Source organism: Paenibacillus sp. MDMC362, assembly GCF_003269305.1.
In the GTDB taxonomy this organism is placed as follows: Bacteria; Bacillota; Bacilli; order Paenibacillales; family Paenibacillaceae; genus Paenibacillus_AQ.
In genome coordinates this window covers 1-15,591 of record NZ_QLYT01000030.1, presented here as the reverse complement: position 1 = coordinate 15,591, position 15,591 = coordinate 1, and the positions used below count along the sequence as shown (strand labels likewise).

Below are 15,591 nucleotides of genomic sequence, written 5' to 3'. Positions count from 1 at the left end.
ACACTGTGGCTATCGCTTTCAAGCCATCCTAATCGCGCTCTTAGTGTCCTGGTGTTCCTATTATATTGGATATGCCGGGGCCGCGTAGCCGAAAATCGTGCATGAATATTTTCGAGGGGAGGCGCGCGACTTGATCATTCCTGGTTGACCTAATAATACGAAAAGCCCCTTCCGTTAACCGGAAGAGGCTTTTCTTTCGAGAATATTGATTTTCCTTGAATCGGGCGAATTAACCTTTGATGGATCCTGCCACCATACCCTTCATGATCTGCTCCTGCAAGATCAGGTAGGCCACAATCGTTGGAATGACAGCGATCGCCATCGCTCCCATCGTCAAGCTGTAATCCGTGCCGAAGCCGTCCGAGAACAAGGACAAACTGAGCGGAAGCGTCTTTAGCGCTTGCGTATTGATAAATACGAGTGCGAAGGAGAAGTCATTCCAGAATCGGAGGAATGCCAGAATCGATATCGTTGCCACGATGGGCGTACAGAGCGGAAGAATCATTCTGCCGAAGATTCCCCACCAGCCGCTGCCGTCAATCATGGCCGCTTCTTCAATCTCTCTAGGAATGGATGACATGTAGGCCATCGCCAAGAAGATCGCGATCGGCAGCTCAAACGCCGTATACGGCAGAATGAGTGCACCGTACGTGTCGAGCAGACCGATATTTTTCATCATAATAAACAAGGGCACCAGCGTACTGTGAATCGGAATCAGCAGCCCGGTCGTAAACAACACGACCACCAGCTTTTTGAACCGAAACTCGAATCTGGACAGTACATACGCCGCAAGTACACTGAGCAGGATGGTCAGAACGACGGCTGTAATCGTCACAACCGTTGAATTCAGCATCGCTCTGCCCATATTTCCAAGCTCCCATGCCCGGAATAAATTCTCTGTCATCCACTCTTTCGGCAAACCGTAAGGGTTGGTGAAGAAATCCTGATTCGATTTAAACGCGCTCGTAAAAAGCCAGTACAAGGGATAGAGCGTAAGAATCGCATACACAATCAGCAGCAATTTTACGAACCCGGTTAACCCCTTCGTGATGACGCGTTTCCCTGAGGCACTTCCGGTCCCGGTCGTCTGTAAATTCACATCGCTCCCTCCTTCATTTTAACTTGACTTTCTGCGCGTTGCGAAATAGTTAAGTGCGATAAGAATGGCGCTGACGATCATAATCATCGTGGAAACGGCGGAGCCGTAACCGTAACGGTACACGCTGAACGTGCTGTTGTACATATAGGTGGCAAGCAGCTCGGTCGATTGCGCCGGTCCGCCGCCCGTCATGACGATAACATGATCAAAAGCTTTCAGGCTTCCCGAGATACAGAGCACAATGGTTACGACAACCGTGCTCCAGATCATCGGCAGCGTGATTTGCATCAGCTTGTTCCAGCCGGAGGACCCATCGATTTTGGCCGCATCATGGATCTCCGGTGAGATATTTTGCAGCGCTGCGATAAAGATGACCAGATAAGGGCCGATGTTCGCCCAGTTAATCGGGATCGATATCGCCAGCATATTGACTTTGGGATCGGACAGCCAGGCACGGGTCCATGACTCCAGACCGAGCATCTCCAGCACATAGTTAGCGATCCCGAACTGAGGATGGTAAATGTAACCCCAGATGAGACCGACAACAACCGTGGAGAGAACCATCGGCATGAATACGGCAGACCGGATGAACCTGGAGAAGAACGAATTCTTGAACAATACAATGGCCAGAATCAACGCGATTGGAACCTGACCGATAATGGATGATACGACCAGAATCAGGTTGTTTCGAAGCGCCCGCCAGAAGATCGGATCCTTGAACATCTCTATATAATTATCAAGGCCGATAAATGTGGCTTCTCCGAACCCTTTCCAACTGAAAAATCCGTAGTAAGCTGACCAGAAGACCGGAATAATAACAAATATCAGAAACAACAGAAGCGCAGGAAGAAGAGCTATGGCTATAAATCCTTTGCTTCTCATCGCTGTAGGCATGGCAGCCTCCTCCCTCCTAATCCTTATGCAGTGGTGAATGGTTTCTTATGGAGTAGCGGATCTGGCTTGCGCGTCCTGCAGCTTCTGGGCCACACCTTCGACGGGACCGCCCATCATAATTTCCTGCAGACCGTTGTTGATGACTTCAGCCGCCTCTGCAGACAGATAAGCATCGTAGACCGGCGTAATGCCTGTGGATTTCACCAGGTTAAAGGCTTTGTAGTACAAGGAAGTAACTTTGGACTGATCGATTTCGGTATCGTACATCACCATGGAGTTGCTCTCGGCAATCGCTTTTTGAGCTTCCGGTCCGCTGACCGCATAAATCAGCTCCAGCGCCAATTCTTTCGCTTTCCCTTCCGTTCTGCTGCTAAGAGCCAAACCGCCGCCAGCTCCGCCGGAGATCGTGTTAGCTTCACCTTTACCGCCCGGAATCGCAGGCAATGTCGTGACTTCAATATCCTTCATTTGTTCTTCCGAGGAAGAAGCCGCCAGGTTCGTGAGGGTCCATGCACCGCTGATCATCATCGCTGCATTGCCTTGGATGAAATACTGCTCGGCTTGCGTGTTGTCGATGCTGTTCGCGCCTTCCTGGAAGGCTTTGTTATCTACCAGCTCTTTGAAATATCCAAGCGCTTGTATAAACTCAGGATCGGTAAATTTCGCACCATCCTGTGCTGCCGCTTTCTTGAACCATTCGGTGCCTGTCACACGGTCGGCAATCGATCCGATAATGGTGGATTGCGCAACCCATGGCGCTTTGTTTCCGAGCGCGATCGGCGTTATGCCGTTATCGTTAAACGTTTTAACGGCCGCCATCATTTCTTCCCAAGTCGTTGGAACCTTTACGTTATGTTTGTCAAACAATGCTTTGTTGTAATAGAGAATCGAAGTTGCCGACATGCCTAGTGGAGCGGAGTAGATCTGGCCGTCTTCGAACTCGTACGGATCAAACGCTCCCGGCAGGAATTTATCCTTCCAATCCGAATGAGCATCGAGCACCTCTGTAATCGGCTGAAGCAGTTTCGCCTGATGAAGCTCGGCCGACTGACTTCCTGCATATACGAAGAATACATCCGGCATTTCATTCGCAGCCGCAACCGTACTCAGACGTTGACGATAACCGTCCGGCGGAATCGCCTGTGCATCGAGCGTCACTTCTGGATGGTCCTGTGCAAACTGATCGATAAAGCTTCGGACTGATTTTGCGCGCAGGTCATCACCGGCAAAGTTATGCCAAATCGTCAGCTTGACCTTCTCTTGATCGCCTTCATTTCCTCCGGCCTGCTCTTTGCTTTGCCCGCCTCCGCAAGCTGCAAGAACCAGTGACATCATCAGCAGTACAAGACCTATTTTACGTTTTGGTCTCATGGTCAATCCCCCTTTTTAATATACGAAAATGATGAAACGTCTTAGATGATTAGTCCAAGTATATAAAAGGATATAACGCTTACATAGGGGATATAATTCAGTCCATAGAGGGACAAAATTCAGGATTCGCCCGATACTCCGACGGGGTTTGTCCCGTCCATTTCTTGAACAGGCGGTTAAAATACTTAATATCCTCATAGCCGATTTCATTCGCGACTTCACTGATTTTGGCTGGCGTTTCCCTAAGCAGGTGCATCGCTTTTCGCAGTTTCGCCTGGGTCACGAATTCGATATAATTCTGTCCGGTTTCCTTCTTGAACATCTCGCTGAAATAGTTAGGGTTCATATGAACATGCTTCGCCACTTGTTGAAGAGACAAGCTCTGTCCCAGATGCTCATGAATGAAGGATATCGCTCGCTGGACAGGACTGGTGGTTGAGACCATCTCACGATACTGCTTCATGACAAGCCCGAGGGAATCGATCATCACCTTCTCCGGCGTCTTCTTCAAATCGCGTATATCGTACGTCTCCTCCACTTTCACCGGACTTGCATATCCGATAGAGGTTGCAGCCCGTATGAGCCAGCGCTGCGCCGACACGAGCAGGGAATGCAGGTATGCTTGAACCGAGCCAGGCGTCGCCTGACTCTGACTTTGGATACGGCGCAGCAAATCCGTCACCCATGCCTGCAAGTCGGCGGATTCTCCCGAACGCAGCAGGGATGACAGCTTGGTTTCTTCTTCCATCGAACAGACCGTGCGGATACCTGTACGTCCTTCGATATCTTCATAACGGATATGCCGTTCCGATTGCAGCAGCCACTCGTAGGAGCTGGCCTCTACCGTGGTAGCCAGCGCAATGTGCAGCTCCTTGGCGTTTGCGATCCGTCGGCCGCTGGCAGCCGTGATGCGGCAGGCGTGCGTAGATTCCATCTTCCGCAGAGCGGAATCTACCCGCCCCCAGCTATTATTCGGCTCTGCCCGCACCAACAGAAGCAGGGCGCCGTTCCACTCCAGCCATGCACATTGCAGCGTTTCGGCCAACTCCGTGCCGATTAATCGATGCAGATCGCTAACGTTCGATTGTTCCGGATGCAGCGGATATACCGACAGTATCCAGATCTGCAGCACCGAGCCGTTCGATTCCAAACGCAGCTCCGGGTATCGCTCACACAATTCGGCCTCCGCATGCTCGTCCAGCGGAGTGCCGGAAGCAAGCAGCCTTCTCAGGAAACCCCGGCTGACTACCAACTCCTGCGCCCTTCCTTTTGCTTGGCTAAGCCTGCGCTGTAACAAACGCTCTCTTGCTTGTACGGCAGCCTCGATAATTTCCCCGGGCCTGCTCGTCTTCAGCAAATAGTCACTTACGCCTTCCCGCATCGCCTGCTGCGCATATGAAAATTCATCATATCCCGATATAACAATGATTTCGATCTCGGGATACTGCTGCTTGACTTCATGTGCCATATCCAGTCCGCTCAAGCCTGTCATGCGAATATCGGTAAAAATAATTTCGGGCATTTCAACGGGAATACGCTGAAGGGCTTCTTCCGCTGAAGCCGCGGGCGTCAGCACCGTAAAGCCGTTATCAGCCCAATTGATCACTGTACTCAGACCATTTCGAATGATCACTTCATCATCAACGATCAGTACCTTCAATGTCGCCATCCCCTTTGCTGGATAATTCGGATTGTTGAAATTCAGGTAAATCAGGTATCGTAAACATCACACGCGTTCCGGCTCCTTCCGTACTCTCCACACGCAAGCCCGCATCCTTGCCGTAATGAAGGAGCAGCCGTTTATGGACATTTCGCAGCCCGTAGCTTCCGCGCGGGGTCTGCCCCTTCTCGTACTGGAGCGGATTCTCAACCAGCTGATCCTGAAGCCATTTCAGGCGCTCCGTCGTCATTCCGATGCCATCATCCTCCACCACAAAGTGGATCCCTTCAGGCTCGCGGTGTCCGCGAATCGTAATCGTCCCCATCCCGTCACGGCTCAAAATACCATGCAGCATGGAGTTTTCAACCAATGGCTGCAGCAGCAGCTTTAACATGGTGTGCTGATACAGCTCTTCCTCCGCATGAACCTCAAACTTGAACTTTTCCGGGTAGCGGATGGTTTGGATATTCACGTAATGACGGACATGCATTATTTCCTGCTGAATCGTGCAATATTCCTGCCCGTTATTGAGGCTGAACCGCAGGAAATCGCTGAGCGAGCCCACCATCTCGGCAATTTTCACATCCTGGTTCATCAGCGCCAGCCAATGGATGGATGACAGCGTATTGTAGAGGAAATGCGGATTGATCTGCACTTGCAGCGCATGCATATCCGCCTCCTTCTTCAGCGACTCGTTCAGCTTCACTTCATCGGTAAGCTTCACAATTCGCGAGCTGAGCCGGTTATAACTGATAATGAGCTGTCCGACCTCATCGACCGTCTTAACCGGGAGCGCAGGCAGCGGTTCCTCCGGGCTTGAGTTCTTGAGAAACTTCGTTAGCACGGACAGCGGATTCGTAATTTTCTGGATCAGGAAAAGTACCAGTATAATGGCGAGCAGGATGGCCACCGAGACCGCAACCGCCGTCAATTTGATGAAGTACTGGTTCTGGGAACGGTATTCCTGTGAAGGAATGATGCCGACCAGTTTCCAGTTCACGCTGGACATTTTCTTATAGAGAATGGTCTTCTTGTTGCTCCCCTCGCCATAGTCAATATTGCCGCTGAGCCCCTCAAACTCTCCAATCGCAGGATAATAATCTGTAAGCGTAAGATTGGTCTCCATATCCGGCGGACCGGCGATAATCCGATTATTCTCGTCAAGAAGAAGGACAAACCCGGTCTTCTCTAGAACGGCCTGCCGGAATTGATTGGCAATGACGGCCTGGTCCAGGTTGATCTGCAGGTTCCCGATCGGCTTATATTTATCCGTGCTTCGGATCGGTCTGGCCAACGTAATGACTTTCCTAACGCCTTCGAAGGTCCACTGGCGATGAACAAAGGACCACCATTTGGGATGCTGCTCGTAATAGTCGGGGACCACCTCGGTAATATTCCGAAACTCGGAGCGTACCAAAGATTTATGCGAGATTGCATCTTTGCTTCCTAGCGGTTCGACGATGATGTTGGCGATATAATCCTTGGAAAAGGCCAGGTTCGTCAAAAAATTGATAACCGTCGTCTGCTGGACATAGTTGCTCTGCTCGGTCTTCAGATAGGCCTGAACTCCGGTATGCCCGATGAGAAACAGCGAGATATTCTCCACGTCTTTGACCATCGTATCCAGGTAAGCTTCCAGCTGCCGAAGCGTATTCATTCCTGTAATCTTGGCCTTCTCCTCCGTCAGGCTCTTGGCTATGTTAAAAGAGAAAATACCAAGAAACAGCAGCGGCACCAGCGTAGCGACAATAATAAGTAACGACAATTTATGCTTTAGCGATTTCCCAAGCCATTGCTGCACAAAAACACCTCGTTCAAAGCCCACATGGTATGGACTTGTTATATTACTTGACATTGAATGCGTTTACTTCGAAATCACTCTCTTTTCCTAGCAAAAATGTGTCAGGTTTATTAACTATCTTAGAGGAATCTTTAGACTCAAGTAAATGGTAATAAAGGCCTATGAATGGTGAAAAAATCTTCTTGCATATGTTCCATATATGCCACTTCCATTCATTCCTTTTTTGGAGATAAGGAAGGGGATAATTCAGGATGAATTGAATAAAAAAAACGCAAAAAAGGGCGCCGCAGCACCCCTTTTATTAGTAAGACCTATCATTCTTTCAAGATTAATGACTTCTCGTTCAAGTTTATACCCTCTTATTGCATATGCGTTTATATGTAGTTCTAAAGTTCCGTGTGCAATAAACGATTACTTCTCCTACTCTTCCAGACTGTATTCGATGCTATCCACCACAAACCGGTTCGACTCTTCTTGAAATCGATACGTTATTTGCAGATTCCCGGCAAAACCGGCCGGACTTATGCTCCCTGCCGCTTCCGTAACAAGCTGGCCTTCCGCTAGTTTGTGCCTGACGACGGCCCCGAAGCCAACCTTATCATATAAGTAGCTTTTATCCTTGGAATCATCCTCGACCCTTTGGACATACTCCTTCCCGTCGATCCAAAGCTTGATAACAAAGTGATCCGCATACTTCTCGATGTTGGATTGTACATGGCTCAATACCGCCTGCTCCAATGATTCGATAGGGATTTCCTTCAGAGTCTCGGCGTCGACAACATGCATCTCCCCCATGTAAAGACCCGTGCCGGTCCCGTCCACGTAGAACACCACAACATCAGACTTCCCATCGCCTGTCACATCCTGATATTGAATGACGGGTTTACGCGTACCGTCCCCGCCGTTCCAGTCTTCAAAGACCCGCTTCCTTCCCTCAACCTCGACCACCATGCCTTCATATCTGCCGTATTTCGTAACGCTTACCGGATACAGCTTTACATCCCCGTTCTCCTCCGCCGTTGACACGTCGACATCCGGAGTATAAATGTAAATCATTCTCTCCTTCGGATCCCAACCTACTTCTGCATCGTACAGCTCCGCTATAAATCGGATCGGAACCATAACGTGGCCATCCTTTAACGCTGCGGCAACGGATAGTGAATATGCCTTCCCTTTTCCCTTCGCCTTCATGCTTCCCATCTCTAATGTGACTTGATCGGCATCTGTGTTGACAGTTACCGTCTTGTTCTTGTTGTTCCAGTGAAGCTCCATGGGTTTCAAGTAGTCCTTCATAACGCGCAAGGGAACCAGCGTGGTCTGATTCACGATGACGGGATTAACATCCGTCGTAACAATCCAATGATTGATGTTTAATTCCATTTCCTTCTTGGGTGCAGCTTCAGCCTGAGCCTGTACGAAGGTACTCATCAGCATGGTGGCCGCTATAGCGCCGCTTACTGCTATTCTTGTCCATTTCCGGGTGATCATGTTCTCTAAATCTCCTTGGGTTGTAATATAAGGTTTATATAACTAAAACGCATCGTGACCGGGATTGGTTCGTTCATATCCAAAAATGATGTAACTACTTCCTCTGTCGTCCCCTTCCTGCCGGGCATCCAATCATTCACCCCATTCCATGTCAATAATCATGACCACGCCCCTTCTGTTATGTTAGAATCAGAGTTGATTGTTATATTATGGAATAAGCAAGATTCAAGGGTATTGGCTTTCATTCGGAATACCAACGATATGAATGTCATGGAGCGGGCAAGCTCTCTCTCCTGTATCCGAGCTTTTAGCTGTGAGTCCAGCCGTCACCTGATCTTAAGGCTAACGACAAATAGAGTGTTCGATATCGATTCATAAAACCATACCTTGAAGGGAGGTGAGATCTTTGAACCAGGGAATATCCTTTTTCGGCATGTTTTCCATGCTTAGCGTTATCGTATACGGGCTATTCGCACTTCTCGGTTTATATGCTTTGTATCTCCTCATTAAATTGATGATCCGGGCCATAACCGCGCTCGAACTCTACATCGATGAGAAAAGAAACCGGCGGTTGTGAAGGTGAACTTCAGGTAATTCAGGGTTGAAACCACTGAATCTCCTGTGGTAAAGTCTAGGCAGCCAGAAATGAAAGGGTGAACCAAAAGCCAATGATCTACTAATCCTGTCCCAAGCACTTGGAAAACACTTCGATTTCGATACGAGGTTTTCGGGATAGGATCCGTGCGGCTTTTTTTATATGTGACAGGTGGATGTTTGAGACTTCTATATGAAAGTCCGCATCTTCCTTGTTCATATTAGCCTCCTATTCCGAAATCTCGGAGTGGGAGGCTTTTTCTATTTTAAAAACACCAATTGAGAGAATGGAGATTATCCATGACAGGCACTCATCCAAACATCCAAGACTGAACCTCCCCGATTACGGGCAACCGGAGCGAGAGACATGTTTACGCTCAGACAAATGAAGAATCCGTCTTATAAAGCATTCCTAACAACTACTTTCTAAACAGGAGGCATGGTTGCATGCAGATCGCCGCACAGGAATACAAGACAGCGAATCGGGAATCGGGACCTTATGGTATTACGGCAAGACAAGATGGGACCATATGGTTCACGGAACAAAAAGGAAACCGGATCGGACGGCTCACCAAAGATGGGGAATTACGCACGTTCGAAGTGCCGACTCCGGATGCCGGGGTCATGTCCATCCTCTCTGCCCATACCGGTGACCTCTGGTTTACGGAGTACCAAGCGAATAAAATCGGAAGGATGACAATGGAAGGAACATTTGCGGAATTCGAGATGCCTGAAGCCAATTCGTCCCCTTACGGCCTGGCGGAGGGTCCGGATGGAGCCATATGGTTCACCGAGCTAATCGGCAACCGAATCGGAAGTATAACGCCGGCAGGCATTATCACGGAATATGACTTACCACGCGAAGCATCGTACCCTTCCTATATTACAGCCGGTCCGGACGGCGCGTTGTGGTTTACGGAAAACCAGAACAACTGCATCGGCCGAATTACAGTGGACGGGAAAATTACCGAGTACCGGATTCCAACAAAGCAATCCGGACCTGTCGGCATCACCGCAGGTGCCGATGGCGCTCTATGGTTTGTCCAAATCAACGGCAATCAAATCGGTCGAATCACCACGGCCGGGGAAATTACGGAATTCAAGCTCCCGTCCGCGAATGCAAGACCCCATGCCATCACGGCGGGCGTTTCCGGGGATCTATGGTTTACCGAATGGGGAACCAATCAAATCGGTCGAATTACCTGTAACGGGGACATTACGGAGTATCCAATCCCTACCCCCTCTGCAGAACCTCATGCCATTACCGTGGATTCCGGCGGCGAGGTCTGGTTCGCCGAGGAATGCGATCAGATCGGCCGGTTTACGATTACGTATTAGATTTAGGACGAAAACATATTGCTCCCGCCCATAAAAGAAAGCCCGTGCAGCCTGTTGCCGGGCTTTTCCAGCGTGAAGCTGCCCTGGCTTGTTTCTTCATCTATGGGAATATGATAGATTAAATGGATACTTAGAATTATTTCTCTTAGGAGACCGTCCGATGATGAACTCAAACGAAACGTTAGATGATATACAATGGCAGACGCTGATTCAACAAACCGCCGGATTTTTCAGCGATTTGACCATTAAACGGGGATTTCAGTATTACAAGCAAGGTCGTGTCCACGCCAGCGAATCGGCGGATGAGTCCGGTGTGGTCGAGGCTTCCGTGGATGGAACGGAAACCTACCGCACGAAGCTTCATCTTCACTCCCTGAGCGACAGCAAATGCAGTTGTCCCGTTAACGAAGGCTGCAAGCATATGGTGGCTGTTCTGCTTGACTATGCTCAGCTTCAGGGTCGTTCCATTCACGCCCTGGTTAATGCGCATTCCACCACGTATGCTTCCACCTCTTCGTATGACCGAAACGAGTCCGGCTTCAGCCCAGCGCAGGACCGACCGTCTGCCGGAGCATCAAAATGGAGAGTCAAGGCGGACCATTTGCCCGAACATCCGATCTCCGCATGGCATGAGCTGTTCGAAGTTTGCACGGCTTCGCTGGGAACGAATACGCAGAATTCGTTTTACGCCAAAAATGCGCTGGCTTCCCTCCATCACATTAAACCCCCGCTTCCGCCGGATCTGGATCCGTTATACGAGCTCCATGCGCATCTCTTCATTCTCGAGAAGCTTGTTAAGCAGCCCGCCAGCGCCTGGAATTCCTCCGGCTCCTACATCGGCTATCATACACAGGTGGCAGCGGATCATATCCTGGCCAGAATCGAGCGCATCTTCCAGGAAGGGCTGGAGGTCAGCGAACATGGGGGGGCATTCAGGCAGCGACTGACCGAGACCATTTCGCATGCCCGGCAAAGCATGCTGAGCGAGCCGCGGAACCGCAAATTTTACGCCCAGGTCTATATGCAGCTCTGGATGTACTGGATCTATCCGTTTGCAAAAAAAGACAGCAGCTTCATCCAGGCGGAGTTAGAGCAGCTGCAGGCAGCCGAAGCCGAATTCGGCAGCAGCCTTTCACGCGCCTCATGGAATATGGCGCAGAGCTTAATGGCCTTCTATCTCGGAGAAGACGAATCGTCCTGGGACCTGATCAGGGAAGCAGATAAGGTCAGCAGCCTGCCCCCGTCTTCCGTCCTTGGCTTTTTCGACATGCTGCATTCAGGACAGCAATGGGACCGCTTGGCCCGCTGGCTCCCGGAGATCGGCCCGCTGCTTGGCAGTCACCGCAACGAGCATCTCAGCAGCTATCAATACTACTGGGATGCCGTCATAGAGCACTTGCCAGAGGAAGCCGAACGGATGTGGAGCAGTCTCGCTGACATGCTTCCTTATTCGAAGGACATCTATCAGAACGCCTTGATCACGCACGGCAGATGGCGGGAATGGATCGACTATCAACTAAGCACAGGCCGGGAGCCGCTGGAGCTCCGGGTCAGCGAGCTGGCACCGATCGAGAAGAACGCGCCCGAGCTGCTGCTGCCTTTTTACCATCAAGCCGTCGAGCGGTACATCCTTCATAAGAACCGAGCCGGCTATAAAGCAGCCGTCAAGCTGCTCAAACGGTTGGCCAAGCTATATAAAAAGCTCAAGCAGCAGGAGCGCTGGGATCTGTTCATTATCTCGTTATCTGTACGAAACAGTCGGCTTCGCGCATTCCAGGAAGAGCTGCGGAGAGGAAAGCTGATATCATGAGCAGACACACAGAAACCATCACGGTCCACATGGCGCTAAGCGAATACGGAGATGCCGTCATATACGGCTCTACCATCATGAAGGGTTATGTGTCCGGGCAATACCTGAAGCACCGTTTATTCGCATGGCACGAAGCTTCCTTCTACGGAACAGAGCTTACCGTTCAATCCGTTCAGGATATGGAAGTGGTCATCCTGCCTTCCGAGCAGGTTATACCGTTCTTTGCGGATGGACGGCTGCTCGAACATATTGAATGGGTATGGGACGAGGATTGCCTTCCTTTCATTGAACTTGCGCCTTCGCTGGCAGCCTGCATTCAGGATACGCAATACGCGCCGAGCTTGAGCGCATTCAAATCGGGCAAACTGCAATGGATCTGGGATGCAGAGGCGTTCACAGCGGAAGAGCAGTCCCGCCTCTCCCTGCTGAAAGCAGACGAGATATGGAATGAAGGCTTGCGGGCGGCGTTCTCCGCCGCCGTTCAAGACCAGTGTTACGGCAGCGAAGAGGCGGCGGCTGACCTGCGCAGGGAATACCCGCTTCTCTTCTCGCCGAACCGCACGGCAGCCGAGGGCATGGACGACAAGTCTTGGCTGATCGCTATAGGATGGCGACCGGATACCGCTCCATTCCGGCCGCTGCTGCAATTGTTGGAGCCTGACGAAGAAGAAGCTGAATGGCGTCTTCGTCTTGTATTGCAAGACAAGCAAGACGCCGCGGCGCTTGCAGCCGTTCGTCTTGCTGAAGACGGGCTGGCATATGGATCGTGGCCCGAGACATGGACACCCCATATCAAGGAGCGGGCCTCCGGCTGGCTCCAAGGATTGCAGGCAGCACTGCCGGCAAGAGTGCTTCACGCTCCGGCTGAAGACGTGCTTGGGAGGCCGCTGTCCGACGAGGCCGCATGGCAGTTCCTGACCGACGACAGCCAGCGGCTGCTCCAATCAGGCTGGCTGGTCCTGCTGCCCGCATGGTGGGAAGCTGCCAGCAAGAAGAAGCCCAAGCTGCGGGCGAAGGTACGCTCGGGCGAGGGTGAGAACGCCGAGCGAAGCAGCGGCGGTTCTCTGTTCGGCTTGGATGCGCTGGTCAATTTCGATTGGCGCATCGCCATCGGCGAAGCTACCCTCTCCGAAGCGGAATTCGCCGAGCTTGTTGCCCGGAACGAACGGCTGGTTCGGTTCCGGGGCCAATGGATTCCGCTGGACCCCGCCCTCGTCGCCCAAATCCGCCAGATGATGGCGGGCGTAGACCGTGAGGAAGGCCTATCGTTTCAAGATATTCTGCACCTGCATCTGCTCGGAAACAACGATGAGACGGAGCAGACTCAGCAGGATGCGGAGGAAACGCGGGACCCGGAACGGATCAAGCTTGAGGTGGAGCTGAACGAGCACCTCGTGAAGCTTATCGGCCAACTCGGCCGGCAAAGCGAATGGCCGAGCCTCCCTGTCCCGGCTGGGCTGAAAGCCGAGCTCCGGTCGTACCAGCATGACGGTTTTGCCTGGCTTGCCTTTTTGCGGCGTTACGGGCTCGGTGCATGCCTTGCCGATGACATGGGTCTTGGCAAAACTGTGCAGTTCATTGCCTACCTGCTGCACGTGAAGGAGACGACGATGGAGCGGGAAGAAAGACGCCTCCCTTCCCTGCTGATTTGTCCGACCTCGGTGCTTGGCAATTGGCAGAAGGAGCTTGAACGGTTCGCCCCGTCGCTCCGGGTCATGCTGCACTACGGCGGGAAACGCAGCAGCAGCGAGGATTTCTATCATGAGGCCTACCAAGCCGATATTATCCTTACCTCTTATGCTACGGCGACGCTTGATCAAGAAATGTTAAGAGACATGAAGTGGGAAACGATCGGCATCGACGAGGCCCAGAACATTAAAAATGCGGACACCAAGCAATCCGCCGCCGTGCGGAGCTTTCCGGCAAGGCATCGCGTCGCGCTGACCGGCACACCGATTGAGAACCGGCTGTCCGAGTTGTGGTCCATCTATGACTTCATTAACCCTGGATATTTCGGCAGCCTGCGGGCGTTCAATCTCCGGTTTATCCAGGCCATCGAAAAAGACAAAAGCGAGCAGCGCACGGCCGATCTGCAAAAGCTGATCAAGCCTTTCATGCTCCGGCGCAAGAAAAAGGATCCTGCGATTCAGCTCGACCTGCCGGACAAAAACGAGATGAAGACCTATATCCATCTTACGGCCGAACAAGGCGCGCTTTACGATCAGACCGTGAACAGTCTCCTGGAACGCATGCAAAAGCTTGAGGGCATCGAGCGCAAAGGCGCCATTCTGGCAGCTCTGACGCAGTTCAAGCAGCTCTGCGACCATCCGGCTCTGCTGACGAAGGAGCCGCTCCCGGAACTGCCGGGAGGCGGCGGCTTGCTTGATACCGAGGCCGTGGTCAACCGTTCGGCGAAGCTGGAGCGGCTGCTGTCCATGGTGAAGGAGCTGCGGGACGAAGGCGAGCGCTGCCTGATCTTCACCCAGTATATCGGCATGGGCGAGATGATGCGGCAGGTGCTGCATCAGGAGCTTGGAGAGCCCGTGCTTTATTTGAACGGCAGCACGCCGAAGCGGACGCGCGACCGCATGATCGAGCAGTTCCAATCCCAGACGCTGCCGCCCGAAGAGCAGCCGAATGTCATGATTCTCTCCATCAAGGCCGGCGGCGTAGGTCTGAATCTGACCGCGGCGAACCATGTGTTCCACTTCGACCGCTGGTGGAACCCCGCGGTCGAGAATCAAGCGACCGACCGCGCTTATCGGATGGGACAGACCAAGGATGTCCAAGTGTACAAGTTCATCTCCATGGGGACGCTCGAAGAGCGGATCGATGAGATGCTGGAGAGCAAGCAGCAGCTGAGCGATCAGGTTATCTCAAACAGCGAAGGCTGGATTACCGAGCTGTCCACCGATGAGCTAAAGGATCTCTTCACGCTGCGGCGCGACTGGGCGTAATCGTCATATCAAGGAGTAAACGGAGGATTGGCGATCTTGGATACTCGGCCCCGAAGGGTGGAGCACAGTGGAATGCCTGTGGAACTCCTAGGCGGCTACCAGATACCGCTCTATAACCATTGTATAGTAGAAAACCCCGTATGCGGACACGGCCACTGAAAAACTTGCAATTTTTCGGAGGCACTGAGCCGATACGGGGTTTTTGTTATTTGGAAGAGTTTAATCCTCAGCGGGATATCATTTTGTTTACGCGCATGAAGCTTGTATGGCTAAGGATTCTAAGGTTCGAACCAGTTGAAGTCCTGTGTCTTGGGTAATCCGGTATAAACTTAGAGACTCTTGCTTAGAAGGTAAACCGCCTCAACCCTGAGTACTCTTGATTTGATGGTAATCCGGCTCTACTTAAGATACCCTTGCTTAGTAGGTAATCCGCCTCTACTTAAGGTACTCTCGCTTAGAAGTAATCCGGCTTAACTTAAAGTACTCTTGCTCGGAAGGTAATCCGCCTCACGTGCGCAAGATAGTCAGTACCAGAACGTTGGCCCTGTAGCAGGTCAATAGGATAGGTGGCGATACCAT

General features: G+C 51.6%; 10 protein-coding genes. 4 read left to right on the top strand and 6 right to left on the bottom strand.

Annotated elements, in window-relative coordinates:
* Positions 1-229: 229 nt before the first annotated feature.
* From DP091_RS15800 to DP091_RS15775, 6 genes are all read right to left on the bottom strand, one after another.
* Positions 230-1,099: a carbohydrate ABC transporter permease gene (locus DP091_RS15800; RefSeq protein ID WP_071219105.1), complete on the bottom strand. Its 870-nt coding sequence runs from the start codon at positions 1,097-1,099 to the stop codon at positions 230-232.
* Between the two features lie 18 nt (positions 1,100-1,117).
* The gene (locus DP091_RS15795; protein WP_113059197.1) at positions 1,118-1,993 is read right to left on the bottom strand and encodes a carbohydrate ABC transporter permease; all 876 of its coding nucleotides are present in this window, start codon (positions 1,991-1,993) and stop codon (positions 1,118-1,120) included.
* Between the two features lie 45 nt (positions 1,994-2,038).
* A complete protein-coding gene (locus DP091_RS15790; protein WP_113059196.1) occupies positions 2,039-3,364 on the bottom strand; it encodes an extracellular solute-binding protein in 1,326 nt (441 codons plus the stop codon).
* Between the two features lie 97 nt (positions 3,365-3,461).
* On the bottom strand, positions 3,462-5,024 hold the full coding sequence (locus tag DP091_RS15785; RefSeq protein WP_113059195.1) for a response regulator transcription factor: 1,563 nt from the start codon (positions 5,022-5,024) through the stop codon (positions 3,462-3,464).
* Positions 5,005-6,825 (bottom strand): cache domain-containing sensor histidine kinase, encoded by a 1,821-nt coding sequence (locus DP091_RS15780; RefSeq protein ID WP_113059194.1) that lies wholly within the window; start codon positions 6,823-6,825, stop codon positions 5,005-5,007. The genes DP091_RS15785 and DP091_RS15780 overlap by 20 nt, the downstream gene beginning before the upstream one ends.
* Positions 6,826-7,245: 420 nt before the next feature.
* Entirely contained in the window at positions 7,246-8,313 is a 1,068-nt protein-coding gene (locus DP091_RS15775; protein WP_113059193.1) for a copper amine oxidase N-terminal domain-containing protein, read from the bottom strand.
* 406 nt (positions 8,314-8,719) lie between these two features.
* Here DP091_RS15775 and DP091_RS31365 point away from each other — a divergent pair, with 406 nt between their 5' ends.
* From DP091_RS31365 to DP091_RS15760, 4 genes are all read left to right on the top strand, one after another.
* A complete protein-coding gene (locus DP091_RS31365; RefSeq protein WP_181469823.1) occupies positions 8,720-8,890 on the top strand; it encodes a hypothetical protein in 171 nt (56 codons plus the stop codon).
* A gap of 464 nt (positions 8,891-9,354) precedes the next feature.
* Positions 9,355-10,245 (top strand): streptogramin B lyase Vgb(C), encoded by an 891-nt coding sequence (gene vgb(C), locus DP091_RS15770; RefSeq protein WP_113059192.1) that lies wholly within the window; start codon positions 9,355-9,357, stop codon positions 10,243-10,245.
* 160 nt (positions 10,246-10,405) lie between these two features.
* Complete coding sequence (locus DP091_RS15765) at positions 10,406-12,055, top strand: SWIM zinc finger family protein (protein ID WP_113059191.1); 1,650 nt, start codon at positions 10,406-10,408, stop codon at positions 12,053-12,055.
* Entirely contained in the window at positions 12,052-15,012 is a 2,961-nt protein-coding gene (locus DP091_RS15760; RefSeq protein WP_113059190.1) for a DEAD/DEAH box helicase, read from the top strand. The genes DP091_RS15765 and DP091_RS15760 overlap by 4 nt, the downstream gene beginning before the upstream one ends.
* Positions 15,013-15,591: the final 579 nt, after the last annotated feature.